The 26,397-nt window shown below is 73.2% G+C and carries 23 protein-coding genes; 6 read left to right on the top strand and 17 right to left on the bottom strand.

Features of this window, described 5'->3' with window-relative positions:
- Window positions 1–10: 10 nt before the first annotated feature.
- Together AB0I83_RS01750 and AB0I83_RS01745 are read right to left on the bottom strand one after the other, a co-directional pair.
- Entirely contained in the window at window positions 11–2,296 is a 2,286-nt protein-coding gene (locus AB0I83_RS01750; protein WP_363303198.1) for a phage holin family protein, read from the bottom strand.
- A 122-nt stretch (window positions 2,297–2,418) separates the two neighbouring features.
- Entirely contained in the window at window positions 2,419–2,835 is a 417-nt protein-coding gene (locus AB0I83_RS01745) for a hypothetical protein (protein WP_356531900.1), read from the bottom strand.
- Window positions 2,836–3,016: 181 nt separating this feature from the next.
- Here AB0I83_RS01745 and AB0I83_RS01740 point away from each other — a divergent pair, with 181 nt between their 5' ends.
- Both AB0I83_RS01740 and AB0I83_RS01735 read left to right on the top strand, forming a co-directional pair.
- Window positions 3,017–3,793 carry an MBL fold metallo-hydrolase gene (locus AB0I83_RS01740; protein WP_356531898.1) on the top strand — a complete coding sequence of 259 codons (777 nt, stop codon included), beginning with the start codon at window positions 3,017–3,019 and terminating at the stop codon, window positions 3,791–3,793.
- On the top strand, window positions 3,790–4,410 hold the full coding sequence (locus AB0I83_RS01735) for a VTT domain-containing protein (RefSeq protein ID WP_356531896.1): 621 nt from the start codon (window positions 3,790–3,792) through the stop codon (window positions 4,408–4,410). The genes AB0I83_RS01740 and AB0I83_RS01735 overlap by 4 nt, the downstream gene beginning before the upstream one ends.
- A gap of 13 nt (window positions 4,411–4,423) precedes the next feature.
- On the opposite strand, the gene AB0I83_RS01730 is transcribed toward AB0I83_RS01735, so the two are convergent.
- The 4 genes from AB0I83_RS01730 to AB0I83_RS01715 form a co-directional block, all read right to left on the bottom strand.
- Window positions 4,424–5,455, bottom strand: a complete 1,032-nt coding sequence (locus AB0I83_RS01730) for an MBL fold metallo-hydrolase (protein ID WP_356531894.1) — start codon at window positions 5,453–5,455, stop codon at window positions 4,424–4,426.
- 13 nt (window positions 5,456–5,468) lie between these two features.
- The gene (locus tag AB0I83_RS01725) at window positions 5,469–6,707 is read right to left on the bottom strand and encodes an aminotransferase class I/II-fold pyridoxal phosphate-dependent enzyme (protein WP_363303197.1); all 1,239 of its coding nucleotides are present in this window, start codon (window positions 6,705–6,707) and stop codon (window positions 5,469–5,471) included.
- 225 nt (window positions 6,708–6,932) lie between these two features.
- Complete coding sequence (locus AB0I83_RS01720) at window positions 6,933–7,781, bottom strand: SMP-30/gluconolactonase/LRE family protein (RefSeq protein WP_363303196.1); 849 nt, start codon at window positions 7,779–7,781, stop codon at window positions 6,933–6,935.
- Entirely contained in the window at window positions 7,778–8,551 is a 774-nt protein-coding gene (locus tag AB0I83_RS01715; protein ID WP_356531889.1) for an IclR family transcriptional regulator, read from the bottom strand. The genes AB0I83_RS01720 and AB0I83_RS01715 overlap by 4 nt, the downstream gene beginning before the upstream one ends.
- Before the next feature lie 214 nt (window positions 8,552–8,765).
- On the opposite strand from AB0I83_RS01715, the gene AB0I83_RS01710 reads away from it, so the two are divergent.
- From AB0I83_RS01710 to AB0I83_RS01700, 3 genes are all read left to right on the top strand, one after another.
- Window positions 8,766–10,262, top strand: coding sequence for a phosphatase PAP2 family protein (locus AB0I83_RS01710; RefSeq protein ID WP_363303195.1), 1,497 nt, complete (start codon window positions 8,766–8,768; stop codon window positions 10,260–10,262).
- Between the two features lie 98 nt (window positions 10,263–10,360).
- Window positions 10,361–11,170: a class I SAM-dependent methyltransferase gene (locus AB0I83_RS01705; protein WP_363303194.1), complete on the top strand. Its 810-nt coding sequence runs from the start codon at window positions 10,361–10,363 to the stop codon at window positions 11,168–11,170.
- Window positions 11,171–11,229: 59 nt separating this feature from the next.
- Window positions 11,230–11,583, top strand: a complete 354-nt coding sequence (locus tag AB0I83_RS01700) for a VOC family protein (protein ID WP_363303193.1) — start codon at window positions 11,230–11,232, stop codon at window positions 11,581–11,583.
- A 226-nt stretch (window positions 11,584–11,809) separates the two neighbouring features.
- Here the strand turns inward: AB0I83_RS01700 and AB0I83_RS01695 are convergent, their stop codons facing one another.
- The 8 genes from AB0I83_RS01695 to AB0I83_RS01660 form a co-directional block, all read right to left on the bottom strand.
- Window positions 11,810–12,955: a glutamate--cysteine ligase gene (locus AB0I83_RS01695; protein ID WP_363303192.1), complete on the bottom strand. Its 1,146-nt coding sequence runs from the start codon at window positions 12,953–12,955 to the stop codon at window positions 11,810–11,812.
- A gap of 63 nt (window positions 12,956–13,018) precedes the next feature.
- Complete coding sequence (locus AB0I83_RS01690; protein ID WP_356531881.1) at window positions 13,019–13,246, bottom strand: LapA family protein; 228 nt, start codon at window positions 13,244–13,246, stop codon at window positions 13,019–13,021.
- 114 nt (window positions 13,247–13,360) lie between these two features.
- Window positions 13,361–15,148, bottom strand: coding sequence for a CocE/NonD family hydrolase (locus AB0I83_RS01685; RefSeq protein ID WP_363303191.1), 1,788 nt, complete (start codon window positions 15,146–15,148; stop codon window positions 13,361–13,363).
- A gap of 134 nt (window positions 15,149–15,282) precedes the next feature.
- Window positions 15,283–16,227 (bottom strand): LD-carboxypeptidase, encoded by a 945-nt coding sequence (locus AB0I83_RS01680; RefSeq protein ID WP_363303190.1) that lies wholly within the window; start codon window positions 16,225–16,227, stop codon window positions 15,283–15,285.
- Window positions 16,224–18,224 carry a prolyl oligopeptidase family serine peptidase gene (locus AB0I83_RS01675; protein WP_363303189.1) on the bottom strand — a complete coding sequence of 667 codons (2,001 nt, stop codon included), beginning with the start codon at window positions 18,222–18,224 and terminating at the stop codon, window positions 16,224–16,226. Before AB0I83_RS01675 ends, AB0I83_RS01680 begins: the two co-directional genes overlap by 4 nt.
- Window positions 18,225–18,245: 21 nt before the next feature.
- Entirely contained in the window at window positions 18,246–19,586 is a 1,341-nt protein-coding gene (locus AB0I83_RS01670) for a M20/M25/M40 family metallo-hydrolase (RefSeq protein WP_363303188.1), read from the bottom strand.
- Window positions 19,579–20,412, bottom strand: coding sequence for a M55 family metallopeptidase (locus tag AB0I83_RS01665; RefSeq protein ID WP_356531873.1), 834 nt, complete (start codon window positions 20,410–20,412; stop codon window positions 19,579–19,581). Before AB0I83_RS01665 ends, AB0I83_RS01670 begins: the two co-directional genes overlap by 8 nt.
- Before the next feature lie 179 nt (window positions 20,413–20,591).
- The gene (locus tag AB0I83_RS01660) at window positions 20,592–21,593 is read right to left on the bottom strand and encodes an aldo/keto reductase (protein ID WP_356531872.1); all 1,002 of its coding nucleotides are present in this window, start codon (window positions 21,591–21,593) and stop codon (window positions 20,592–20,594) included.
- 125 nt (window positions 21,594–21,718) lie between these two features.
- On the opposite strand from AB0I83_RS01660, the gene AB0I83_RS01655 reads away from it, so the two are divergent.
- Window positions 21,719–22,612: a LysR substrate-binding domain-containing protein gene (locus AB0I83_RS01655; RefSeq protein WP_356844072.1), complete on the top strand. Its 894-nt coding sequence runs from the start codon at window positions 21,719–21,721 to the stop codon at window positions 22,610–22,612.
- Between the two features lie 97 nt (window positions 22,613–22,709).
- On the opposite strand, the gene AB0I83_RS01650 is transcribed toward AB0I83_RS01655, so the two are convergent.
- The 3 genes from AB0I83_RS01650 to AB0I83_RS01640 form a co-directional block, all read right to left on the bottom strand.
- Window positions 22,710–22,970, bottom strand: a complete 261-nt coding sequence (locus AB0I83_RS01650) for a hypothetical protein (RefSeq protein ID WP_363303187.1) — start codon at window positions 22,968–22,970, stop codon at window positions 22,710–22,712.
- Between the two features lie 155 nt (window positions 22,971–23,125).
- Entirely contained in the window at window positions 23,126–25,627 is a 2,502-nt protein-coding gene (locus AB0I83_RS01645; RefSeq protein WP_363303186.1) for an MFS transporter, read from the bottom strand.
- A 199-nt stretch (window positions 25,628–25,826) separates the two neighbouring features.
- Window positions 25,827–26,297, bottom strand: a complete 471-nt coding sequence (locus AB0I83_RS01640) for an SRPBCC family protein (protein ID WP_356844069.1) — start codon at window positions 26,295–26,297, stop codon at window positions 25,827–25,829.
- Window positions 26,298–26,397: the final 100 nt, after the last annotated feature.

The following is a 26,397-nucleotide window of genomic DNA, read 5'->3' as shown; positions in this document are numbered from 1 at the left end:
GCCGGACGGGTCAGCCGCGCGCGCCCGGGACGACGTCGTCCGGGTCCGGGAGGGGCTGACCCCGCAGCGGCACCTCGGGGACGTGCCCTTCCGGCGGCCGCCCGTCGAGCAGCCGGACAGGCCCGTCCGTGACGGGTTCACCGGTGGCTCCGGCGACGTCGGGGCCACCCGGCCGCAGCGGGACCTGCGGTCCGGAGAGCTCCCTCAGCCAGCGCGCCAGTATCCGGTGCACGGCCTCCGCCCCGACCGGACCGGCCGGGGCCGTACCCGCGGGGGTGTCGCCCTGGGCCGGACCGGCCGCGGCAGGCGTCCGGGGAGCGTCCGCGGCCAACGCGTCCATGGGGTCCGCCAGTGTGCGCGGCCACAGCAGGAACGGCCTGGACTGCTCGCCTCCCAGCCCCCCGTGCGAGCCGATCTGCTCCTCGAAGGCGTGCACCCGGCCGGTTCCGGGGTCGTACATCGAATTGACCATGACGTCCGCGACGTGCGGGAAGGTGTCCGTGCGCCGTACCGCGTCCGCCGCGCCGGCACCGAACACCGCCATCGGCCCCTCACCGTCCGCCAGCTCCGCGACCGGGGTCTCCGTCCCGCCCCTGCCGAGCACCACCGATCCGTGCCTCTCGCTCCTCACGAGCAGGAAACCGATGCCCGGATGGTCGGCGAGCGTGCCGAGCAGCGCGGGGTACCTGCGGTCGAGCTGCTCGCGCGAGGCGCGCCCCTCGATGTCGGGGAAGGACAGCAGACCGAGGTTCCCGGAGGCGAGCACGACCGGGTCCGACGACTTCGCGGGGTGCTTCGCCTCCCGCCCTCCGACCGGTCTGTGCAGGGCCGTACGCAGGGCGTCGCGGGCCTCCGAGGCACTGCGGGTGCGCTGCGCGCTGCGCGGCACCGGCAGCCCGCAGCCCGCCCGTACGAGTTCCTTGAGCGTGAGGCCGTACCGGCCCGCGAAGGTCTCCCCCGGGCTCTGGCCGTGGTCGGAGAGGAGCACGATCCGGTAGCCGCGGGGGGTGTGGTCAGCGATCTTGAGGATGAGTCCCAGTGAGCGGTCGAGGCGCGCCAGGACCTTCTCCGCGTCCCTGCTGTGCGGTCCGGAGTGGTGGGCGACCTCGTCGTAGGCGACCAGGTCGGCGTAGACGGCGGTGCGTCCGGCGAACATGTCGCCGATCACGGCGGCCACCACCACGTCGCGTTCGAGGACCGTCGCGAACGCCCTGATGAAGGGGTACAGCCCGCCGCGCTTGACCCGGGGCGACTCCTTGCGCACCCGGGCCAGGGTGGACTGGCCGATCTCCCGTCCCACCTCGGCCACGAAGGACAGCGCCGTGCGCACGGCGTTGGCCGGGTCGGAGAAGTAGGCGAAGTAACCGGCCCTGGAGCGGCGGCCCTTGCCTCGCCTGGCGGCCATCGAGAGGACCAGGGCGAGCTGGTCGGCTCCGCCGCTGAACAGGTTGCCGCGGCTCGCTCCGTCGACGGTGAGCAGGCCGCCGTCGCGGGTGCGGGCGATCGCCCTGCGCTGGAGTTCGAGGGCGCTCGCCGGCCTGCTGGAGACCATGACGGTGCCGCTCTCCTTCTCGAACCAGCGGAACGCGGGCACGTCGTGGTTGCTGCCGTGCAGGATGCCCAGCTGGCTGGCGCCCGTCTGGCTGGACCAGTCGGTCGTCCACGGGGTGAGCCGGTGCCCCGCCTCGTCGGCCAGCAGTCCGGCCACGGTCGGCATGACGCCGTCGGCCGCCGCCCGTTCCAGTACCTGATGGCCCACGCCGTCGAGCTGCACGAACACGATGCCGGGCGGTCCGCCCCGCCCGCCGTCCGCGGACCCGGGTGTGCCGTCGCGTCTGCGGCGCCGGTCGGCGAGGCGGGAGAGTCTGCGCCGGTAGGCGTCGTCGTCACGGACCGCGAGCGCGGTGGACGCCCCGGAGGCGACCGCCGACATGACGGCGGCCACGACGACGGCGGTCTCCGGGGCGGCGTCCCCCCGCCCGTCCGGGATGAGCCGCAGGGCGATCAGCAGGAGGGAGCCGTTGAGGAAGAAGACCAGCGCACCCAGTACGAGTGCGGGCACGATGAGCAGTGCCCTGACGAGCAGGGGCCACACCAGGGCGGAGAGCAGGCCGAACGCGCCGGCGCCCCAGGCGGCGGTGAACGCGGTCCTCGTGACGCTGTCGCCGTCGTCGGACTGGAGCTGGAAGTCGGGCAGGAGACCGGCGAGCGCCAGCATGGTGAGGGTGGAGACGGCCCACACCGAGATCACCCGTATCAGGGCTCCGCCCGCGGTCCGCCATCGCCGGTCGCTCACGCCGTTCCACCTCACCTCCGGGCCCGGTGTTCGTCACGGAGCCGCGTCAAGCCTGCCACAGCCCCCTCGGGGTACCTCGGGGCCCCGGGTTCCCGCGCGGGCCCCGGCGGGCACTGCGGGGGTCAGCAGCCGTCGTAGCCGGCGGTGGGCATGGAGAGCCTGCGGTGGACGCTGGCCTTGGTGCGCGCGGTGTATTCGGGCTCTTCCAGACCGGCGAGTTCCAGCCGGACACCGCGCCGCTCGCACTCGGCCTCGAAGCCCGGCACCGAGACGAGGGCGCGTTCGAGCACCCGCCCGTTGGGCGCCACGAACAGCTCGACGTGGCCACCGTCCGCGCCGCCCCACAGGGCGTGGTGGTCGGGGCGCAGCCCGTAGACGCGCAGCTGGCGGGTGACGACGTATCCCTGATCGGCGGCCCAGCGCGCGCACATGGCGTGCTGGCTCCGGGTGTCGACGAGGAACGGGTCGCCGTCGAGCTCCTCCAGCGGTGTGAGACTGGCGATGGCAGCCACCCGTACGTCCCCGACGACGTCCCCCATGAAACGTTTCCCCCCCACGCGCTCGGATGCAGGCAATGACCCTACCCCTCCCGTAGCCCTGTGTAGCCGGGCGAACCCGTGCCGGAGCGGGCGCGAAGGAGCACTCAGGCGGGGCAGGGGCGCGGAGGGCCTAGGCTCGTACGCCTGGACAGGTCGGTGGCACGGACGAGGAGGCGGAGCGGTGGAGGTCACGTGGTGGGGTCATGCCACCTGCACGATCGAGGACAGCGGGGTCCGGGTGCTGACCGATCCGCTGTTCGTGCGCCGGTTCGCGCACCTGCGCCGCCGCCGCGGCGAGGTGCCGCCCCCGCGGGCCGCGGTGGCGGACGCGGTCCTGATTTCACACCTGCACTCCGACCACCTGCACCTGCCGTCGCTGGCCCGGCTCGCCCCCGGCAGCCTGCTGGTCGTGCCCCGGGGGGCGGTCCGGGCCGTCCCCGGCCTGCGGGTGCTGCGCCGGGTGCGCGGGCTGCGGATCTCCGAGGTCGGGCCCGGGGACGTGGTGCGGGTCGGCGAGGTGCTGGTCCGCGCGGTCCCGGCCCTGCACGACGGGCGCAGGCTGCCGGTCGGCCCGCACCGGGTGCCCGCCCTGGGTTACGTCGTCGAGGGCGAGTCCCGGACGTACTTCGCGGGTGACACGGGGCTCTTCGAGGAGATGGCCGATGCGGTGGGGCCGGTCGACGTGGCGCTGCTGCCGGTCGGCGGCTGGGGCCCGAACCTGGGCCACCACCATCTGAACGCGGCGCGCGCCGCGCAGGTGCTGACCCTGCTGGAGCCGCGGTCCGCGGTTCCGGTGCACTACGGCACGTACTGGCCGATCGGGATGGCCGGGGTCCGGCCGCACGAGTTCCATTCGCCGGGCGACGAGTTCGTGCGGCAGGCGGCCCTGCTGGCGCCGGAGGTGGCGGTGCACCGGCTGGGGCACGGCGAGCATGTGAGGCCGGAGGCCCGTAGGTGATACAGGAAGTGCTGCGGGAGCTGCCGACAGAGTCGACGCAGCAGGCCGTCGCCTATCCGTCGCTATTCGTCCTGGTGGCTGCGGGTTCGCTGGTGCCGGTGGTGCCGACGGGGGCTCTGGTGAGTTCGGCCGCCGTGGTGGCCTTCCACCGGATGTCACCCCTCACCCTGCTCGTGGTGTTCGTCGTGGCCGCGGCTGCGGCGTTCCTCGGGGACGTGTGCCTGTACTGGCTGGGACAGCGCGGGGTCCGGTCCAGGAACGGGTCGAAGTGGCTGGAGGCGATCACCCGGCGGGCCGCTCCGGAACGGCTCGCGCAGGCACAGGAGAAGCTGGACGAGCACGGCACGGTGGTGCTGGTGCTGTCCCGGCTCGTACCGGCCGGGCGCATCCCGGTGATGCTGGCCTGCCTGCTCGGCCGGATGCCGCTGAAGCAGTTCGCCCGGGGCGATGTGCCGGCGTGCCTCGCGTGGGCCGCGACGTACCAGCTGATCGGGATCCTGGGCGGTTCGTTGTTCCGCGAGCCGTGGCAGGGGGTGGTGGCCGCCGTCGTGCTGACGCTGCTGATCAGCGGGACGCCGGCGCTCTGGCGGCGGGTGCGGGCCCGGACGGCGGGCTGAGGGCGGGACGGGTTCAGGGGTCCAGGAGGCGGGAGCCGCCGACCGGCAGGTCCCAGAGGTCGGCGCGCGGGTACCCGGCCCGCTGCCAGGCGGTGCGCAGCCGGGTCAGCGGTTCCAGGACCGGTTCCGCGGAGAGGAGGAACGTCGCCCAGTGCATCGGGGCCATCGCACGGGCCCCGAGATCGCCGTACGCCTGTACGGCCTCTTCGGGGTCGGTGTGCACGTCGGAGAGCCACCAGCGGGGTTCGTACGCCCCGATCGGGAGCATGGCCAGGTCCAGGCCCGGGTAGCGGCGGCCGATCTCCTTGAACCAGTGGCCGTAGCCCGTGTCCCCGGCGAAGTAGAGCCGCCGCCCCTGCGCGTCGCCGAGCACCCAGCCGCCCCAGAGGGACCGGCAGGTGTCCAGGAGGGTGCGCTTGGACCAGTGGTGGGACGGTACGAAGTCGAATCGGACCCCGCCCAGTTCCACCGATTCCCACCAGTCGAGCTCGGTCACGCAGGTGAAGCGGCGGCGCCTGCACCAGCGGCCGAGTCCTGCGGGGACGAGGAGCGGGGTGTCCCTGGGGAGCCTGCGGAGTGTGGGGGCGTCGAGGTGGTCGTAGTGGTTGTGGCTGATCAGGACCGCGTCCACGGTGGGGAGCTCCTCCCAGCGGACCCCGGCCGGGGTGATCCTGGCCGGGGTGCCGAGGATGCGGCGTGACCAGACCGGGTCGGTGAGGACCGTGAGTCCGCCGATACGGATGATCCAGCTGGCGTGCCCGGCCCAGGTGACGGCGGTCGTGTCCGGCCCCGCGTCGGGCAGCGGCCGGGGGGCGTACGGCAGCCGGTGGATACCCCGGAGCCCTTCGGCGTTGGGCCGCATGGCACGCTCCCTGGCCAGCCGGGTCATGCCCCTGACACCCGGGAGCGGGGCGGTGAGCCGGTCGGCGAACGTGCGGGGCCAGGTACGGAGCTCGCCGAGGCGGCGCGGCGCCGCGGCGGGCGCGGGACGGCCCGTGGGCGCGTGGCCGGCTCCGGCGAGGGGGCGCTCGGTCTGTTCCGTCATCGAGAGGCTCCTGTCATCGGAGTTCATCGAGGGCTGCTTCGAAGATGCTCAGCGCTTGGGCGACATGGGGCAATTCCAAGGGCTCCACCGCGGTGAGGGACTCCGTCTGCTGCTCAGGGGTCGAGCCGAGCAGCGGACCGGTACTCAGCCGCACCCGCAGGGCGCCCAGTTCGTCCCCGAAGCGGTGCCCACCGGGGGCGGGGGCGCCTAGGCGCTCCGTGAGGTACTCCTCCAGCTCCATCGAGTCCGTGACACCCCGGGCCGCCAGGCGGGTGCGCAGGGGGCCGAGGTCGGCGTAGAGGTGCCGTCCCGCCTGCGGCGGCCTGGCCAGGGCGCCCGCTCCGAGCACCGCGCGGTGGGCGGCGGAGGCCACGTGCGCCTGGAGGGCCGCCGCCTGGCGGATCCTCGCCCTGACCGGCTCGGGCTCACACAGCGCGTGGGCCGCCGCCCTGGCCACCGGTTCCGCGACGAGGGCGCCGAGCGCGGTGAGGACGTCCAGGACGCGGGCACGCCGGGCGGCCGCGCGCACGGTGTCGGGGAACCGTGCGACAGCCACCGGCCAGGCGGACGGGGTGAGAGCTCCCGCCAGGTCGCACACGACCGTGACGTCGTCGGGGCACATCTCGGCCGGACTGAGCAGGACCGTGTCGTGCGGGCGGTGCAGGGTGTCGCGCCAGGTCTCGTCGCTGACGACGTGCAGCCCCTCGGCCACGGCGGCCTCGCAGACCTCACGCACCAGTTCCGGCGGGGCGAGGGTCGCGGTCGGGTCGTCGGCGACGGAGATCAGGAGAAGCCGGGGCCTGCCTCCCTCGGCGCGCACCCTGCGTACGGTCTCCAGCAGCGCGTACGGGTCGGGGATGCCGCCGCATTCCGCCGGGGTCGGCACGTGGTAGGCGGGCCGGCCCAGCAGCCGCGCCTGCGGCATCCAGCCGGCCGGACAGGGCCGGGGCATCAGCACGTCGCCGCCGTGCGCGGCGATCAGCGCGAGCAGCAGGGGCTGCGGGCCGGGAGCGGCCACGATGCTCCCGGGGTCGCCGTGCAGCCCCCGGCGCTCCCAGTAAGCACGGGCGGCCTCCCGCAGGATCGTTCCGCCTCCGGGTGGCTCGGGCCGGGTCCAGGCGGCGGAGGCGGCGAGCACCCCGGCGAGTTCGGGCAGGACGGGAAGGCCGGGATCGGGGGCGGGCGGCCCGTACCTGACCGGGCCCCGGTCGCCCCCGAGGGGGTGGGGCTGCTTCCGCTCGCGCCGTGCCATCCCGGGGCCTCCTCCGCCTGCGTCGCCCTCAGGCCCCTTTATACGGAGGTTCCCGGGCGGGCGCCCGCGCACCGGAGCAAGGGGGCGGCGGAAACGGGCCGCCTCGGTTCGCCTGGCGCATCACCCGCCCCGCGCGCCCCTCGCCCGACGCTCCACCCGGCTCGCCCGGCTCGCCCGGCCCGCCCGGCCCGCCCGGCCCGCTCACCCGCTCACCCGCTCACCCGCTCACCCGGCGAACGGAACTCCCGGCAGGCCCTGCCCGGCGTCCGGAAGCACGAGCAGGGAACCCGACAGCGGATGGGGCAGGTCCAGGCCCGTGCGGGCGGTGGACACGTACAGGTCACGCAGGCCGGGCCCGCCGAACGCGCACGCCGTGGGCCGGCGGACCGGCAGCTCCACCACCCGGTCCAGCCGCCCGTCGGGGGTGTACCGGCGCAGCGCGGCGCCGTCCCAGAACGCGACCCACACGCAGCCCTCGGCGTCCACCGTCAGCCCGTCCGGCCAGCCAGGCCCGTGCTCGGCCAGGACGAAGGGGCGTCGGCCGGTGACTCGTTCACCGTCCACGTCGAAGACGTCGACCCGCCGGGTCGGGGTGTCGATGTAGTACATGAGCCGGCCGTCCGGACCCCATCCGGTGCCGTTGCTGACCGTCACCGCGTCCAGTGCGCACGTCACCGTGCCGTCCGGCGCGATCCGGGAGAGGGTGCCGCCGCCGACCGCCTCGTCGTAGCGCATGCTGCCCGCCCAGAGCGCGCCGTCCGGCGCCACGGCGGCGTCGTTGCCCCGTCGGCCGGGGACGGGGTCGTGGACCAGCCAGGTGAAGGCTCCCGCCGCGTCGTACAGCCCGATGCCGTCCCGGAGCACGACCGCGAGACCGCCGCCCGCGCGGGGCTTGGCCGCACCCACGTGCTGACCGGTGGCCATGACCGTACGGCGGCCGGTGGACGGGTGGTAGGTGTGGACGCGGGCGGAGAGGATGTCGACCCAGATCAGCCGCTCGGAGGCCGGGTCCCAGGTGGGGCCCTCACCCAGCTCGGCGCACTCCCGCACGGCCACCTCGGGAGCGGCCGTCACATCTGCCCCCGGTGGTGGCCCAGCCGCCCGGACAGCGCGTCGGCGCCCCTGGCGGCGAGCTGGGCGAGTTCCGCCTCCCGCTCCTCGCTCCAGCGGATCATCGGTACGGAGATCGAGAGAGCGGCGACCACCCGTCCGGCCCTGTCACGGACCGGCGCGGCCACGCAGCTCACGTCCGGGTTCGACTCCCGGTGCTCGACGGCTATGCCCCTCTTGCGGACGACGTCGAGGGCCTCCCGCAGCTCCGCGGCGTCGGTGAGGCTGTTGTCGGTCATGGCCACGAGCTCCCGACCGTCGAGCCGCGCGTCGAGCTCCGCCTCCGGAAGGGCGGCGAGCAGAAGCTTGCCGACCGAGGTGCAGTGGGCGGGCAGCTTGCGGCCCGCGGCCGAGACCATGCGGACGGCGTGGGTGGAGTCCACCTTTGCGATGTAGATGACCTCGGTGTCTTCCAGGATCGCCACGTGGACCGTCTCGCCGCAGGTCTCGGCGACCTCGCCGGCCACCTGCCGGCCCTCGGCCGCCAGGTCGAGCTGCTCGGCGTACCGGCTGCCGAGCTGGTAGGTGCGCACGCCGAGCCGGTAGCGGCCCGGCTGCTCGGGTACCGCGACCAGGTAGGAACGCGCGGCGAGCGTGGTGAGCAGCTCGTGGACGGTGGTCCGGGGCAGTTGGAGCTTGCGGGTGACCTCGGGTGCGGACAGAGTCCCCTCGCTCTGGAGGAAGAGCTCGAGAACATCCAGCGCCCTGGTCACCGCGGGGACGAGTCGCCCCATGATCGCCTGCCAATCCTGTTCGACACTCCGGTCATTGACCGGAATCACGAACGCAGGCTAACCGCAGGGAACTTGTCCGGGCAATGCGCTCCCGGAGACCGAGCGGCACGGTTGGGGGCAGAACGCCACATAAACCACGACCCCGCCGGATCCGACGGTGCCGGACGGGCGCGCCTCCTGGTTCACCGCCCGGTCGCAGGGTATTCGCTGTCCCATGTCCACATCGAACAACCTCCCCTCCACCGGCCGCTGGCGGGCCCGGTTCCAGCAACGCGACCTGGCCGCGTTCCAGCGCGTGGCCGAAAGACACTGGCCCGGCGCCGAGCCCGTGCTGCCCAGGCTGAGCCGCAGCGCCAACCACGGCCTGCTGTGGTTCGGGGCCGCGGCGGGCATGGCGGCGCTGGGCAGCAGTGCCCGGTCCCGCAGGGCGGCGCTGCGCGGGATCGCCTCGTTGGCCGTCGCCTCGGCGGCGATCAACACGGTGGGCAAGGGGGCGGTCCGCAGGGAGCGTCCGATAGTGGATCTGGTACCGGTCATAAGGCAGCTGAAGCGGCAGCCGTACACCACCTCCTTCCCGTCGGGACACGCGGCGTCCGCCGCGGCCTTCGCGACCGGCGTCGCGCTGGAGTCGAAGGCCTGGGGCGCCGTCGTCGCCCCGGTGGCGGTGGCCGTCGCCGCGTCCCGCGTCTACACCGGGGTGCACTATCCGAGCGACGTGGTGGCCGGCGCGGCGCTCGGCGTCGGGGCCGCGTTCGCGCTACGGGGCGTCGTACCCACCCGTGGGCAGCTGCCGGCCCCCGGCAGGCCGCCGGCCGAGGCCCCGGCGCTGACCGCCGGCGAGGACCTGGTGGTGGTCGTCAACCGGAAGTCGGGCTCCGCGACCGCCACGGCCGCCGTGATCCGCGACAGCCTGCCCCTGGCGGCGACCGTGGAGTGCGCGCCGGCGGATCTCGCCGGCTGCCTGGAGAAGGCCGCGCGGCAGGGCAAGGCACTGGGCGTGTGCGGGGGCGACGGCACCGTCAACATGGCCGCGGCCGTCGCGGCCACCCATGGCGTGCCGCTCGCCGTCTTCCCCGGCGGGACCCTAAACCACTTCGCCTACGACCTGGGCATCGAGACGGTGCACGACACGGTGACGGCGCTGACCGCGGGCGACGCGGTCCGGGTCGACCTGGGCCGCTTCCGGCCGGGACCGCAGGGGCCGGAGGGGGCACCGGGTTACTTCCTCAACGCCTTCAGCCTCGGCGTCTACCCGGAGCTCGTCCGGACCCGGGAGCGCTGGTCGCCCCGGATCGGCGGCTGGCCGGCGGGCGTCCTCGCCGCCTTCGAGGCGCTGCGCGGCTCACGCCCCCTGACCGCCGAGCTCCAGGGGGAGCAGCGGCCGCTGTGGCTGCTCTTCGTGGGCAACGGCCTGTTCAGGCGGGTGGGCCCCGCCCCGGGCCGCCGGCACAACCTGGCGGACGGCCTGCTGGACGTACGCGTGGTGCACGGCGGCCGGACCCCCGGGCTCAGGCTCCTCGCAGCAGCGATCGCCGGTCCTCTGTCCCGGTCCCCCGCCCACGCGGCCGTACGTCGCCGCAGGGTGCGGCTCGCCGGTCTCGCACCGGGCACCCCGTACGCGTTCGACGGCGAAGTGGCGCACAGCGGAACGGAGTTGATGATCGACAAGCTGCCCGAGGCGCTCACGGTGTACTGCCCGATGCCCGTCTGAATGGTTCGCCTGATGAGACGCCCATCTCATGATGCGACATCGCGGCGTACCGTCGTCACCATCGCCCGCTACCGGGGCCGGAGAGAGGACGTACGGCCATGCCAGAGGAAACAGCCGTCTACACCCACGGCCACCACGAGTCGGTGCTTCGGTCGCACCGGTGGCGGACCGCCGCCAATTCGGCGGCGTACCTGATCGGTGAACTCCGCCCCGGCATGACCGTCCTGGACGTGGGCTGCGGACCCGGCACCATCACCGCGGACATCGCGGCGCTGGTGGCGCCGGGCCGGGTCACCGCGGTCGACACGAGCCGCGAAGTGCTCCGGAGTGCGGCGCGGGTCACCGTCGAACGAGGCCTGGACAACGTGGAGTTCGCCGTCGCGGACGTCCACGCCCTGGACTTCCCGGACGCCTCCTTCGACGTGGTCCACGCCCACCAGGTGCTTCAGCACGTGGGCGATCCGGTGCAGGCGCTGCGGGAGATGCGGCGGGTCTGCCGTCCCGGTGGCGTCGTGGCGGCCCGCGACAGCGACTACGCCGCCATGGCCTGGTATCCGGAGGTGCCGGGGATGCGGGAGTGGCAGGAGTTGTACGGCCGGGTGGCCCGTGCGAACGGCGGTGAGCCCGACGCGGGTCGCCGGCTGCTCTCCTGGGCCCGGCAGGCCGGCTTCACCGACATCACCCCGACGGCCGCGGCCTGGTGCTTCGCCACCCCGGAGAGCCGGGCGTGGTGGAGCGGCCTGTGGGCCGACCGCACGACGGCGTCGGGGTACGCGGAGCTGGCGGTGGACGGCGGGCACGCGAGCGCGGAACAGCTCTCGGACGTCGCACGGGCCTGGCGTACCTGGGGCGAGGAGCCCGACGGTTGGTTCACGGTGCCGCACGGCGAGGTGCTCTGCCGGGCTTGATCCGGCGCCCGGGGAGGAAACGATCACATCCGGCCGGGTCAACAACTACCCTCGTGGGCATGGAGATCCTGGGAACCACGCTGCGTATCTGCGTCGACGACCTGGAGGCCTCGGTGGCCTTCTACGAGGGCCTGACCAGCACTTCGGCCATGCGCTTCGAACGCGGCGGGGTCTCGGTGGCCGCAGTCGGCTGCTTTCTGCTGATGAGCGGTCCGGAGGCCGAACTGGAGGTGCTGCGCAAGGTGTCGGCGACGATCGCGGTCAAGGACGTCGACGAGGCCCACGCGGCACTGACCCGGGCGGGCGCGCAGGTCGTCGCGGGCCCCGTGCCCACCCCCGCCGGGCGCAACCTGATCGCCCTCCACCCGGACGGCTCGGTCTTCGAGTACGTCGACCGGAACGCACCGGCCTGACGGGAGCCGGAACCCGGGGCCCGCCCCGCCGGACGGGCCCCGGACGGTGGTCGGCTTGCCCGGCATGTCCGGCCCGTCCTGGACGGAGTCCGGGTGACGGCGGGTGCCGGTGCACCGCCGGAGTACGGGGCCCGGTCGCCAAGGCCCCGGGAGTCCAGGACCGGGCGCCGGCGCAGGACTCCAGGGCTCCAGGGCTCCAGGGCTCCAGGGCTCCAGGGCGACCGGATCAGCCGCGGGTCCTGGCCACGCACTCGGCCACAGCGGTGCGCAGGCTGCCCGAGCCCGCGAGGAGGTCGCGCTGGATCCGCGCGCCGGTCCCCCGGTTCCCGACCGCCCACAGCGCCTTCTCGGCCGCTCCGAGGTCGCCGCTGTCCTCCAGCGCGTCACTCACATGTGCGAGCAGGGCACGTGCGACGTCCTCGGCGGGCTCGGGACGCATGGTGAGGGGGTGGAGCAACTGCCCGTCCATGCCCGACCGGCCCGCCTGCCAGGCGGCCATCCGCAGCACACTGGCCGCGACCGGGTCAGCCGCCTTCCCGGACCGCCATTCGCGGGCGGCCGTCTCGACGAGGCCGCGCGCGAGCGTGGCCAGCAGCACCGTGTCGGCCGGGTCGAGGCACACGTCCGCGACCCGGATCTCGACCGTGGGGTAGCGGTAGGAGAGCCGGGCGTCGAAGTAGATCATTCCCTCGTCGCGCAGCACCCCGGTGCCGACCAGCGCCCGGATCCGCTCGTGGTAGCCGTCCGCGGAGCCGAACACCTCGGTGGGCCCGGCAGAGGGCCAGCGGCCCCACACCCTGCTCCGATAGCTGCTGTAGGAGCTGTCGACCCCCTGCCAGAAGGGGGAGTTCCCGCTCAGGGCCAGCAGCACCGGGAGCCAGGGCCGCATCCGGTCCAGCACGGCGACGCCCTCCTCGTCCGAGTCCACCGACACGTGCACATGGCAGCCGCACGTGAGCTGCTCCTGCGCGGTCAGGCCGAACCGCTCCGCGAGCCACCGGTGGCGTTCACCCTCGCCGATGGAGGGGCTGACCGGGAGGGGAGAGGTCGCGAGGGCTGCCACGGCGGCTCCGGCATCCGCCGCGATGCGCGCCGCCTCGTCCCGCGAACGAAGAATTCCGTCCGCGAGACCCGCCATCGTGTCGCACGGCTCGGTGCCGAACTCCAGCTGCTGATGGTGGAGTTCGGCTTCGAAGGCCGACTCGCCCCCGGCCCGGCGCTCCGCGAGGGCCAGCACGGCCGTCGCCAACGCCTGCGGCTCACCGCTCTCCGCGTCCACGAGAAGGAGCTCTTCCTCGACACCGACTGTCCGCACTTCCGCACCCTTCACCGCCTGGTCCCCGTTCACACCGGCGGGTACCCCGGCAGACATCTTTCAAGGGGGGGCGTCGCCGTGCTGCGTGTGCGCGCTGCCGGCGAGGCGTGGAGGCGCCGTCTAGCGGGGGGCCTTCCTGCGGAAGAAGTAGCCCCCGCAGAGCAGCCCGGCGACGAAGACCCCGAGCAGCGCCGCCCAGAGCGGCATGGTGACCTTGGGGATGATCACGCGGATGGTGACCTCAGCGGTGTTCACGCAGATGAACACGAGCGCCAGCACCGCGAGGATGGTCACGGCGATCCGGGCGGGCGTGAAGGCGCTGCCGCTGGACACGTGCTTGGGACTCATGGGCGGCCCTTTCACTGGGTCCGGGTTCCGGGTCCGGGAACCACGGTCCCCGGACCCCAGGATGCATCCGCCCCGGGCCCGGGGAGTGGTGGAACAGGGCCGTACGGGTGACGGTCAGCCGACCACGGGCAGTTCCAGGACTCCGGTGTCCTGGGGGGCGCTGACCACGGTGACGGGCTTGATGCCCCGGTTGCCGAAGTAGGCGGTGTCGCTCGCCGCGATCACGAACCGCAGCCGGTGCCCGGCCTCGTACCGGTGCACGATCCCGGGCAGCTCCACGGTGAAGGGACGGGTGACGTCCGGCACACGCACCGGTGCGACCAGGCGGTTCACCAGCTTCTGGGTCCCGTCCGGCGCCACGTCGTAGACCTTGGTGAACAGCACCAGCCGGTCCGCGGCGTCACCGCTGCTCTGGGCCCGTTCGGCCGCGGGCGAGACGACCTTCAGCGTGGCCTTCGGGGCGCCGACCACGTCCATCGGGGCGGTCAGCGGCGGACTGGTCCAGCCGAGGTGGGTGCCCCTGGTGTCGTACGGCGCCGGATCGGGCAGGCCGATGAGTCCGGCCAGGGAACTCTCGGAGTGGCTGCTCGGCAGGAGCCAGTTGGTGTACCGGCGGCTGCCCGCCACGACCTCCGACCGGCTGTCCACCAGGGCGCCGTCGCCGGAGAGGTACATCGTGCGGGACCGCGCGGGCACGGCTGCCGCGGTGCCGTAACCGCTCACCCAGTCACGGTAGTAGGCGAACTCCGGTCCGGTGTCGCTGGATTCGTCGTGCCGGAGATAGCGGTCGAACCAGGCGAGGATGCGCTGTCCGACGTAGCTCGTCTCCAGGTTCCCGGTGGCGAGGTCGAGTTCGCCGGGCACCGATCCGCCGCTGTGGCCCCAGGCCTGCCAGATCATCTTCGTCGTGGTGCCCTGGGCCGCGAGGGTCCGGTAGGTGGCGGTGGCCTCGTTGAGGTTGAACAGGCTGTCGGCCTGGCCCTGGACGAGGAGTGTGGGCGCCTTGACCCCGGACAGGTACGAGGCGGGAGAGACGCCGCGCGCGTACGTCAGCATGTCCCGGGTGGCCGCGGCCGGGTAGCGGCCGGAGTTCAGGAGCCGGATGGTGTCGCAGGCCTGCGCGGCGAAGTGCAGGCAGGTGAGGCTGCCGAATCGGGACGGATCCAGGCTCGGGACCAGCAGCGGCTGGCCCTCCCCGATCAGGTAGAAACCGTTGGTCCACTGCCACTTGAACACGCCGGGCGTATCGGAGGAGACGCCGCGGACCGCGTCGGCCGCGTTGGGGGCGAGCGAGTACGCCAGGTCGTTCCAGGTGATCAGCGGGACGAGCGCGTCGACCCGGTGGTCGGTGGAGGCGGTGGCTAGCTGGACGGCTCCGCCGTACGAGCCGCCGATCATGCCGACCACGGGGTCGCCCGGCGCGTCCGAGGTGACGTAGTCCGCTCTGGTCCCGTCGTCGGCGGCACGCGTCCCGGCGAGGAAGTCGACGAGCCCGGAGGCCGCCACGCCGTCGATCGCGGGGGCGTCCAGTGTGATGAGGCAGCCCGACTTGCCGAAGCCCAGGCCCGAGTAGACGAGGCCGACATAGCCGCGTTCGGCGAACGCCTTGCCGATGACGTCGGTCGAACCGTCGGACTTGCTGCCACCGAAGCCGTTGGTGGCGAGGACGGCAGGCGCCGGATGCTCCGCGTCGACACCGGCGGGGCGGTAGAGGTCCGCGTCGACCGTGCAGGAGCGCCCGCCGGCCCGCACGGTGAACTCCAGCGGGGTGACCGTGTACCGGTCCTCGGCCGACGCGGAGGGGGCACCGGTCAGAGCCAGCGGGGCGAGCAGCGCCGCCCCGGCGAGCAAGGTGAGTGGACGTCGGAATCTGGACACGGCACGCGACACATGGACCTCCACGCCGAGGACACCTTACCGACCGGTAAGTACCGTACCCGGCCCATGCTGTGACACACCTCATACCGATGTCAACGCACGGGAGCGGGGTTTCACGCTTTCACGAAGGAATCGGTCCCCGCGCCCCTGACACGCAATCAGACCAGTGCGGGTACCAGCGTCGTGAGCGTGCACGGGCCGCCGTCCGCCGGCGCGTCGAGCAGAGCGGGCACGCCGAACGGCACGGTCAGCGCGGTCGGGCCGTGGCCGAATCCGAGCTCCTCGACCACCGGTACCCCGAGTCCGCCGAGCCGGTCCGCGAGCACCGCCCGCACCCGTTCGTACGGACCGCAGTCCTGCCACGAACCACAGGCCACACCGGATATCCCGTCGAGCGCCCCGATCCTCAGCAGCCGCGTCAGGATGCCGTCGAGACGGTAGGGGTCCTCCGTGACGTCCTCGATCAGCAGCAGGCCGCCGCGGGCCGACGTGCGGGCGCCCGGGGTGCCCGCGTCGGCGGCGAGCAGACTGACGCAACCGCCGTAGGTGACGCCCCGGGCACTGCCGGGAACCAGCGCCGCCGCCCCGGCCAGTCCGAGGGTGCACACCGACTCGGGTTCGAACAGCGTGGATCGCAGGCCCTGCCGGGTGGCCTCGTCCTTCAGGAAGACCTCGGTGGCGACCATCGGGCCGTGCAGGGTCGAGAACCCGGCCCGCAGGGCGAACGCCTCGTGCAGCACGGTGATGTCGCTGTAGCCGACGAAGACCTTGGGTCCTGCGGCCCGTATCGCCGGCCAGTCGAGGAGGTCGACCATGCGGTGGGCGCCGTATCCTCCCCTGGCGCACAGCACGGCGTCCACGGACGGGTCGCACCACGCCTCCTGGAGGTCCCGGGCACGGTCCTCGTCCGTACCGGCGAGGTGGTGCAGCTCCGGGTGGGTGTCGAGCACGTGCGGGGCGACCACCGGGTCGAGGTCCCAGCCGCGCAGCAGATCGAGGCCCCGCTCGAGCCGGTCGGCCGGCACGGGTCCGCTGGGGGCGACCACGGCGACCCTGGCGCCGGGCCTCAGACGGGCGGGGCGGACGAGGGGCTCCAGGGTCACGGCTTCAGCTCCAGCAGGGGCACGTCGGGGAGGTCGAAACCGAACGTCTGCCCGTAGAGGGACAGTTCGGCCTCCAGTGCGCGCCTGACGGTGTCGGCACGCCGGAAGCCGTGGCTCTCCCCCTCGAAGGCGAGGTAGGCGTGGGGCACCCCGCGGCCCTCGATCGCGGCGAGGAAGCGGTCGCACTGGGCGGGCGGGCAGATCGGGTCGTCGAGTCCCTGGAGGAGCACGAAGGGGGCGGTGAGACCGTCGACGCGATGGACGGGCGAGCGCTCCCGGTAGCGCTCGGGAACCTCGGCGTACGGCCCCACGAGCGATTCGAGGTACTGCGACTCGAAGTCGTGCGTCTCGCCGGTCGCCCAGCCCGCCAGGTCGAGGATCGGGTAGCTGATCGCACCACAGGCGTACACGTCCGTCTGGGTGAGGGAAGCGGCGGCCGTCCAGCCCCCCGCGCTGCCGCCCCGGATGGCGAGCCGGTCGCGGTCCGCCGAGCCCTCGTCGGCCAGCCCCAGGGCAACGGCGGCGCAGTCCTCCACGTCCACGACACCCCACTGTTCGCGGAGCCGCTCGCGGTAGGCGCGGCCGTATCCGGTGGAGCCGCCGTACTCGACCTCGACCACACCGATGCCCCGGGAGGTGAAGTAGGCGATCTCCAGGTCGAGTACGAGCGGGGAACGGCCGGTGGGGCCGCCGTGCGCCCAGATCACGTACGGCGGCAGCTCGCCCTCGGGTCCGGTGCGGTCGGGGTGACGGGGCGGGAACACGTGGGCGTGGATCTCGCGGCCGGCGGGTCCCGGGAAGGTACGGATCTCCGGCTCGGGGTGGTAGGCGGGGTCGACCGCGTCCTGGTGGGCGGCGCCGATGGTCCGGGTGTGACCGGTGGCGGTGTCCAGTTCGACCACTTCGTACGAGGTGTGGGGACTCGCGGCGATCCCGATGACCCTGGTGTCCTGGACGGCCAGCGTCTCGGACCAGGCGGTCCAGGGGCCGACCGCGTCGACGAGTTCGCCGGTCTCCGGGTCGAGCACACCGAGCGCGGTGGTGCCCCGGCCGTGGATGACTGCGATCAGCCCGTTGTCCAGCAGCCGGAACCAGCGCAGCCCGATCCGCCACAGCGGCCCGCCGAACTCCTCGGCGCGGCCGGTGCAGAGCCGGCTGCTGGGCACCACCGCGCCGGCGACGGCGTCGGGCCGGATCCGCTGGAGCTCCCACCAGCCTCCGAGGTCGGACACGAAGACCAGGGAGCCGTCCCGGTCCCACTCCACCTGGACGACCGACTCCTCGACGTCACCGACGAGGGGGCGCGCGCCGGTGAAGGCGCCTTCCGGGGTCACCTCGGCGATCATCACGACGGTGCCGTCCCACGGCATCCTCGGGTGGTCCCACGCGATCCAGGCGGCCCGTCCGCCGTCGTGCGACAGCCTGGGCCCGGTGACGAACCGGTTTTGGTCGTCGGTGAGTTCGCGTACGGCGGCCCGGTCACCGGCGGCCGATCCGTCCAGCGGCACGGCGGCCGCCACCCGGCGTACGTCGGTGGGCGCGTCCCCGGTGAACTCCTCCAGCACGCACCACACCTCGCCGCGGTCGAGGTGCACCTCGGGGTCCACCCAGCGCAGCCCCTCGCCGGTGTCCGACACCGGGGTGAGCGGCCACGGCTCGTCGGGGCCGTCCGGCGCGTAGGCGTACAGCCGCTGGTCGGGGTGGTGGACGAAGACGACCAGAGGTCCGCCCTCCTCGCGCGCGGCACCGGCCCACGGGGTCCCCCCGTACTCGATGACGCGGCTGCGGGGGTTCCACGGCGCCGGGAGCACGGACTCGGTGGCCCCGTCGGCCCGGCGGCGTACCAGGGCGCGGCGACCGCCCTCGGCCGGGCGCGGTTCCGTCCACCACACCTCGTCCCCGACCGTTCCCGCGAACTCGGGCTTGCCGTCGTTCGAGGCGGCGAGAGCCGCGTCGATCGGTGACGGCCACGTGCCGTACGCAGCTGTGGACACCATGGTCGATTCCCCCGTAGTCGGTCAGGCGTTGCGCAGGAAGTGGTCCAGGACCCGGACGCCGAAGTGCAGGGCGTCCACGGGAACCCGTTCGTCGACGCCGTGGAACAGCGCCTGGTAGTCGAAGCCGGCGGGCAGCTTCAGCGGCGAGTACCCGTAGCCGGTGATGCCCAGCCGGGAGAACTGCTTGGCGTCCGTGCCGCCGGACATGCTGTACGGGACGACGTGGGCCCCCGGATCGAACCGCTCGATCGCGGCGCGCATCCTGGCGTACGTCGGCGAGCCGACCGGTGCTTCGAGGGCGATCTCCTGGTGCTCGAACTCCCACTCGACACCGGGGCCGGTCAGCCGGTCGAGGGTCTCGCGGAACTCGTCCTCGCCGCCGGGCACCATGCGCCCGTCGATGTGGGCGGTGGCGTGGCCGGGGATGACGTTGACCTTGTAACCGGCGTCCAGCATCGTCGGGTTGGTGCTGTTGCGTATGGTCGGCTCGATCAGCGCGGCGGCCGGGCCGAGCTTGCCCAGGAGTTCGTCCACGTCGAAACCGGGTGCGTCGAGGTCGACGCGGATGTGGTGCAGCGCGGCGATCTCGGTGAGGGCGGCGCGCACGGTCGGCGTCAGCCGCACCGGCCACTCGTGGGCGCCGATACGGGCGACGGCCGCTGCGAGGGCGCTGACGGCGTTGGCCCGGTTGACCTTGGAGCCGTGGCCTGCCTTGCCCTCGGCGGTCAGTTTCAGCCAGCCCGTCCCGCGCTCGCCCGCCGCGATCGGGTAGAGCGCCAGGCCGGGACCGGCGTGGAAGGTGAAGGCGCCGGACTCGCTGATGCCCTCCGTACAGCCCTCGAAGAGCTCGGGATGCCGGTCGGCGAGGAACCCGGCCCCGTCGTCGGCGCTGGCCTCCTCGTCCGCCGTGTAGGCGATGACGATGTCGCGCCGCGGGCGCACGCCGGCGCGGGCCCAGGCCCGGACGACGGAGAGGACCATCGCGTCCATGTTCTTCATGTCGATGGCCCCGCGCCCCCACACGACGCCGTCGCGCACCTCGCCGGAGAAGGGGTGCACGCTCCAGTCGGCGGCCTCGGCCGGCACCACGTCGAGGTGTCCGTGCACGAGCAGGGCGTCGGCGGACGGGTCGGTGCCCTCGATCCGGGCGACGACGTTCGTGCGGCCCGGTGTGCGCTCCAGGAGTGCGGGCTCCAGCCCGGCGTCGGCCAGCCGCTCGGCGACGTACTCGGCGGCGGGGCGCTCCCGGCAGCTGCCGTCCCCGCGGTTGGTGGTGTCGATCCGGATCAACTCGGAGGTGAAAGTCACCGATTCGTCGAGTGCCGCCTCGTCGACCGGCCCGTTGTTGCCCGCCTCAGCCATACTGTTCCTCCACGGCGGCCGACACGATCGTCGTCACCGCCTTGAACGTGCGAATTCCTTCGTACATCGTCCCGCTGGTATAGGCCACGCGCCGCTCCCCGCTCGGCGCCACGCCGGGAACCACGGTCGCGGCCCCCGCCAGATGCTCGGCGTCGAACTCCAGCTCAACCGTGTAGGAGCCACTCGTCACGGGTGCGTGGCGTACGGCGAGGGAGGTCGCCTCGGCCGCGGCCGCCCGGATGTCGGCCGCCGTACGGGCCGGGGTCCGGCACACGGCCGCGTACCGCGAGACGTGGTCCTTCACTGCGACCTTGCGGGCGGCCGGGGCGTAGCTGTCGGCGTCCTCGCAGGTCAGATCGTCGCCGGTCACCAGGATCACCGGGACACCGTACTCCGCGGCGACATGGGCGTTGAGCAGGCCCTCGCTCGCGCGGACGCCGTTCAGCCAGACCCCGGTGATGGAGTTGGCCAGGTAGGTGTGGGCGAGCACGCCCTCGGTGCCGGCGCCCGTGTGGTATCCGACGAACGCGATCGCGTCGACGTCCCCGTGCTGGATGCCCTCGACCATGGAGAGGGACTTGTGCCTGCCGGTGATCATCTGGACGCGGTCGTCGAGGCGTTCCAGGAGCAGGTTGCGCATGGTCCAGTGGGCCTCGTTGACGAGCACCTCGTCGGCGCCGCCGTCGTAGAAGCCGAGGGCCGCCGCGTTCACGTCGGAGGTGAACATCGACCTGCACCGCTCCCACTGCGGCGTGCCGGGCAGCACGTCGGCCGGCCAGGTCACCCCGGTGGCGCCCTCCATGTCGGCGCTGACGACGATCTTCACGTGCTCGGTCCTGTCGCTCGTCGGCCGCTCCCCCGCCCGTCACCGGGAAGAGGATCTTCGTGCCGCATCACGGTACGCGCCGGGACAGCGCCGGGCCAGGGCCACCGTGATCTGTCACTGGTCCAGTCCGGTGACAGCCGTCCGCCGTACGGGAGGGCCGGCGGCGGACGGCCGGCGGATCAGGGCCGTGCGGTGCCGTTCAGCAGCTCCTCGATCCGGGCGAGCTCGTCCTCGCCGAACTCCAGGTTCCGGACGGCCTCGACACTGTTCTCCAGCTGGGCGACGCTGCTGGCGCCGACGACGGCGGAGGTGACACGGCCGCCGCGCAGCACCCAGGCCAGTGCCGTCTGGGCCAGGGACTGTCCGCGCTCGCGCGCCACCTCGTTCAGCGCGCCGAGCCTGCCGACCAGCTCGGGGGTGACGGCGTCGGCCGACAGGAACGGGCTGGCGCCCGCCGCACGCGACCCCTCCGGGATGCCGCGCAGATAGCGGTCGGAGAGGATGCCCTGCTCCAGCGGCGAGTAGGCGATGGAACCGGCTCCGAGCTCGTCCAGGGCGTCCAGCAGCCCGTCCTCGGCCCAGCGGTCCAGCATGGAGTAGCGGGGCTGGTGGATGAGCAGCGGAGTGCCGAGCTCACCGAGGATGCGGGCGGCCTCGCGGGTCTGCTCGGCGGAGTAGTTGGAGACCCCGGCGTAGAGCGCCTTGCCCTGGCGCACCGCGGTGTCGAGGGCGCCCATCGTCTCCTCCAGCGGCGTGTCGGGGTCGAAGCGGTGCGAGTAGTAGATGTCGACGTAGTCGAGCCCGAGCCGGGTCAGGCTCTGGTCGAGCGAGGCGCGCAGGTTCTTGCGGGAGCCCCACTCCCCGTACGGGCCCTCCCACATGTGGTAGCCCGCCTTGGTCGAGACGACGATCTCGTCCCGCAGACCCGCGAAGTCCGCCTTGAGGGCGCGGCCCATGGCGGTCTCGGCGGAGCCGGGCGGCGGGCCGTAGTTGTTCGCGAGGTCGAAGTGGGTGATGCCGAGGTCGAAGGCCCTGCGAAGGATCGCGCCCTGGGTCTCGGGCGTCCGGTCGCCTCCGAAGTTGTGCCAGAGCCCGAGCGAGAGCGCGGGAAGCAGCAGACCGCTGCGTCCGGTGCGCCGGTAGGGCATGGAGGAATAGCGGTCGGCGGACGGAACGTACATACGAGCACTCCACGGGACACGGACTCGGCGCGCCAGGTCTGGTGCGCGCCGTCCAGCCTCGCGCAGAAAGATCCAGCGGTCCAACAGAAGATTCCGCTGGGATTCATCGATTACATTGCTTAATCATGGAACTGCGTCAGCTGGAGCACTTCGTCGCCGTGGCCGAGGAACAGCACTTCACCCGCGCCGCGGAGCGGCTGGCCGTCTCCCAGTCCGGACTGTCCGCGTCCGTCCGGGCGCTGGAGCAGGAGCTGAGGGCACCGCTCTTCAGCCGCACGACGCGCTCGGTCCGGCTCACCGAGGCGGGGCAGGCGCTGCTCGTCGAGGCGGAGCGCACGCTGGCGGGCGCCCGGGCCGCGCGGGACGCCGTCGACGCCGTACGGGGGCTGCTGCGCGGCACACTGACACTCGGGGTGGAGCAGTGCGTGGCGGGGGTCAGCCCGGCTCGGCTGCTCGCGGCCTTCCACCGGGAACACCCGCACATGGAGATCCGGCTCCGGCAGGAGGGCACGTCCAGCCTGCTGGAGGGGGTGGCCGGCGGCCGGCTGGACCTGGCGTTCGCCGCCACCGTCTCCCCGCCGGAGTGGCGTGGTGACCTCGTCCCGCTGGCGAGGGAGGCGATGGTCGTCCTGTGCGCCCCGGGCCACCGGCTCTCCGCGGAGGGGACCCGGGTGGCGTGGGACGCCCTGGACGGAGAGTCGTTCATCGACTTCCACCCGGACTGGGGGCCGCGCCGCGCGGCGGACGAGGCGTTCGCCGCCGCGGGAGTGCGCCGCACGGTGGCGCTGGAGGTCAGCGACGTGCACAGCCTGCTGGAGCTGGTGCACGAGGGCCTCGGCATCGCAGTGGTGCCGCACCACTTCTCCCGCAAGCAGGAGGCCCGGGGGCTGGTGACCGTCGAGGTCGACGGTCCGCACCGGCCGGTCTACGAGAGCGTGGTGGTGCTCCCGCCGGCCAGGAGCATGAGTCCGGGAGCACGGGCGCTGATGGCGCTGGTCCGTGGGCTGCCGGTGCGCTGACAGAGCATCAGCGGCGGCCGGGCCGGACCCTGGGGGTCCGCGGCCCGGCCCGCCCGCCCGCCCGTCGCGCCGTGCATCGTCAGGCACGGCACACGGGTCACCCCGTCGACTCGTCCGGGGCGGGGTGTTCCGAGTGGATGGCGGCGCTCCGGGCGGTGTCGCGGCCCGCGCCGGCCTCGTCCGGATCGGGCTTGCCGCTGTCCGGCCCCGCGTCGGGACTCCCGGTGCCCGGCGGGAGGATCACGTCGAGCGCGTCCTCGCCTTCCTGCGCCTGCTGGTCCGGCATGTCGGCGGGTATCGGCGGCGGGCTGCCCGTCGCCCCGGTGTAGGCGGTTCCCGCAGGCCTGCGGTCGGTCATGTCACTGCTCCCGTCGGTGCGCCCGGTCCGGTTCGAGGGCGGGCCGGTGTCGCACCTCGCGTACCCCATGCGCCCCGGACGACGCATGGGGCGGGTACCCTGCCGTCCCTGCCGCACGACAGCCCGGCTCGCGGGATCCGGCCGGAGGAGCCCGTTCAGTCCTCGTGCCCCAGCTGCAGATCGCGTTCGGTCCGTCCTCCGCCGGGCAGTTGGAGGACGGTGGCGACCGGCGGGTACCCGGCGGCGATCACCGTGTACTCACCGGTCGACAGGTCCACGAACCGGAACGCACCGTCCGGGCCGGTGGTGAGCGTGTCGACCACGTTGCCCGCCGCGTCCAACAGCGTGACCCTGGCGTCCTCGACGGCCCGGCCGCCGGGGGCGCGTACGACCCCGCGGAGCACGGCGCCACCCGCCAGTTCGATGTCCTGGCGGGTCTCCCTCGCGGCCTGGACACTCACCGGGAGGGCGGCGGGGCGGAAGGCCGGGGCGCTGGCGGCCAGGGTGTACTCGCCGGCCACCAGCTCGCTGATGACGTAGGCGCCCTCACGCCCCGTGCGGGTGGTCGCGACGACCTCTCCCCGCACGTCGGTGAGCGTGACCGCCGCGTCGAGGACCGGGGCGCCGTCGGGGGTGACGACGGCTCCCGCCAGCCGTCCGGCCCCGCCGAGCAGCACGTCCAGGTCCACAGGCCGCTCGCCGACCGTGACACTGACGGCCTGCGGCTGGTGTCCGCCGGCCGCGGCGATGAGCACGTACGAACCGGCTCCGGGCGCACCCAGCGCGTACCGCCCGTCGTCGCCGCTCGCACCCCGGCCGACCTGTTGCCCCTGTACGTCGATGAGGGTGAGCGCGGCGCGCCCCACCTTCGTGCCGTCGGAGTGGTGGACGCTGCCGCGGACCGGGACACCGGCGGCGGCGCCGGGGGGCGGCGGGCCGGGGTCGGTGCGCGCCGCGGGGATCGCGGAATGCGTCGTGGAGGGGTCCGCGGCTTGGGGGGTGTGGTGGGACACCAGGGGTTTCTCCTTGAGGAAGAAGGCGAGGAACAGGCCGAGCAGGAGCACCGGCACGAGGTAGAGGAAGATCCGCGGCATCGCGTCCGCGTAGGCCTGGATGTACGCGTCACGCAGCGCGGGTTCCATGGCGTGGATCAGCTGCGGGGTGATCGACTCCGGATCGGGCAGGTCGGCACCGGCGGGGAGCCGCACCCCGAGCGCGTCCGCCAGCCGCCCGGCGAACAGGGTGCCGAAGATCGCCGCGCCGACACTGCCGCCGATCTGCCGGAAGTAGTTGTGGGCGCTGGTGGCGGTGCCCAGGTCGGAGGGGCGTACGGAGTTCTGCACGGCCAGCACCAGCACGGACATGACGAGGCCGATCCCGATGCCCAGCACGGCCTGCCAGAGGCCGTACTCCAGCGGCGAGGTGTCGGTGTCCAGGCGGGAGAGCAGCCACATGCCGACCGCCGAGACGGCCCCGCCCACCAGCGGGTAGACGCGGTAGCGGCCGGTGCGCGAGACCAGCTGTCCGGAGACCACGGAGGCGATGACGATGCCGCCCATCATGGGCAGCATCAGCAGCCCCGACTCGGTGGCGGACACCCCCTCGACCATCTGGAGGTAGGTCGGCAGATAGCTGGCGGCGCCGAAGAGCGCGACCCCGACGACCGCGCCCACCAGTGAGGTGACGTTGAAGACCGAGTCGCGGAACAGCCGCAGCGGGATGACGGGTTCGGCCGCCCGGTGTTCGACGACGAGGAAGAGCAGGGTCGTTCCGGCGGCCCCGGCGGCGAGTCCCAGGATGGTCCGCGAGCCCCAGGCGTACTCCGTGCCGCCCCAGCTGGTGAGCAGTACCAGGCAGGTCGAGGCGGCGGCGATCAGCAGCGCGCCGAGGACGTCGAGACGGGGGCGGACCGCGGGCTTGGGCAGTTTCAGTACGAGCGCGATGACGGCGAGGGTGACGAGGCCGAACGGCACGTTGATGTAGAAGCACCAGCGCCAGGAGGCGTGGTCGGTGAAGAAGCCGCCGAGGAGCGGTCCCGCGACGGAGGCGAGGCCGAACACCGCCCCGATGAGACCCATGTAGCGGCCTCGTTCCCTGGGCGGCACGATGTCGGCGATGATCGCCTGGACACCGATCATGAGGCCGCCGCCGCCGATGCCCTGGACCGCCCGGAAGGCGATGAGTTCGTCCATGGTGCGCGACCACCCGGCGAGCGCGGAGCCGATGACGAAGACGACGATCGCGAACTGGAAGACGCCCTTGCGGCCGAAGAGGTCGCCCAGCTTCCCGTAGATCGGCAGGCCGATCGTGGAGGCCAGCAGATAGGCGGTGACGGCCCAGGACATCTTGTCCAGACCGTGCAACTCACCGACGATCTTCGGCAGGGCGGTGGCGACGATCATCTGGTCGAGCGCCGCGAGCAGCAGGGTCAGCATCAGCCCGAGGAAGACGAGCCGGATCCGGCGGGGGCTGACCTCGGGGGCCGGCAGCGGGGAACCGGTGCCGGACGTCCGGCGGGGCGGCCCGGACTCCGGCCCGGTGGCCCGCGGAACCGGTCCCGTCCCGCTGCCGTGCGGTACGGACTCCGGCCCGGTGCCGGGCGGTTCGCACCCGACGCCCCCCGGCTCGTCCTTCACCAGAGTGATCCCACCCACCACGTGACGCTCCCCTCGTCGCAGCTGCGCCGCCCATTTGTCGCATCAGGCGGCAAGGCGGGGCAAACGCGACCGGGCGCACTCACGGCGCACAGCGAGGGCTTATGCGCCGGTGGGAGGCACTACGGCGCACAACCGGCCCCTCCGGAAAACCACTCGTTCCGGTGAGGCCGGCGCGGCGCCAACAGCAGTCGGAGCAGGCCTACTTCTCGACCTCGGCGGCGAGGTTCGTCAGCAGCTCGTCGTAGATCCGGCCGAGCCCCTTGGGCGCGAAGGTCCTCTCGAAGAATCCGCCGATGCCTCCGGCACCGTCCCAGACGGTCGAGACGACGGCCTTGGACCTGCCCTCACCGGCCGGGGTCACGGTCCAGGTGGTAACCATCGAGGAGTTGCGGTCCTTCTCGACCAGTTGCCCGCCCGCGTACCCGCCGGCCTGGGAGGCGCCGCCCGGCTCGGTGACCTCGAGCAGGCAGTCGCGGACCCGCTTGCTCGTGGCCTGGAGCTTCCAGTGGACGAGGGTGCCTTCGCCGTCTCCGCCCTCGCGCACCTCGTACTCGCTGAAGTGTCCGGTCAGCACCTTGCCCCGGACCTCCTTGTAGTCGGCCAGCGCGTCGAACACCGTCTCCGCATCCGCCGCGATGATCCGCTCTGTCGTGGCCTCGACCTGCGCCATGCCTACTCCTCCAGCATTCGTGTGTTCGGGGTGCTGATGAGCCAACCACCTCGGGTACGGCCCCTCAAAATCGGGCCCCGCCTCGCGCCACGCACGATCA

This window comes from Streptomyces sp. NPDC049970, assembly GCF_040660235.1.
In the GTDB taxonomy this organism is placed as follows: domain Bacteria; phylum Actinomycetota; class Actinomycetes; order Streptomycetales; family Streptomycetaceae; genus Streptomyces.
Note: the sequence above shows the minus strand (reverse complement) of the source record. Positions and strands in the feature narration are given on the sequence as shown.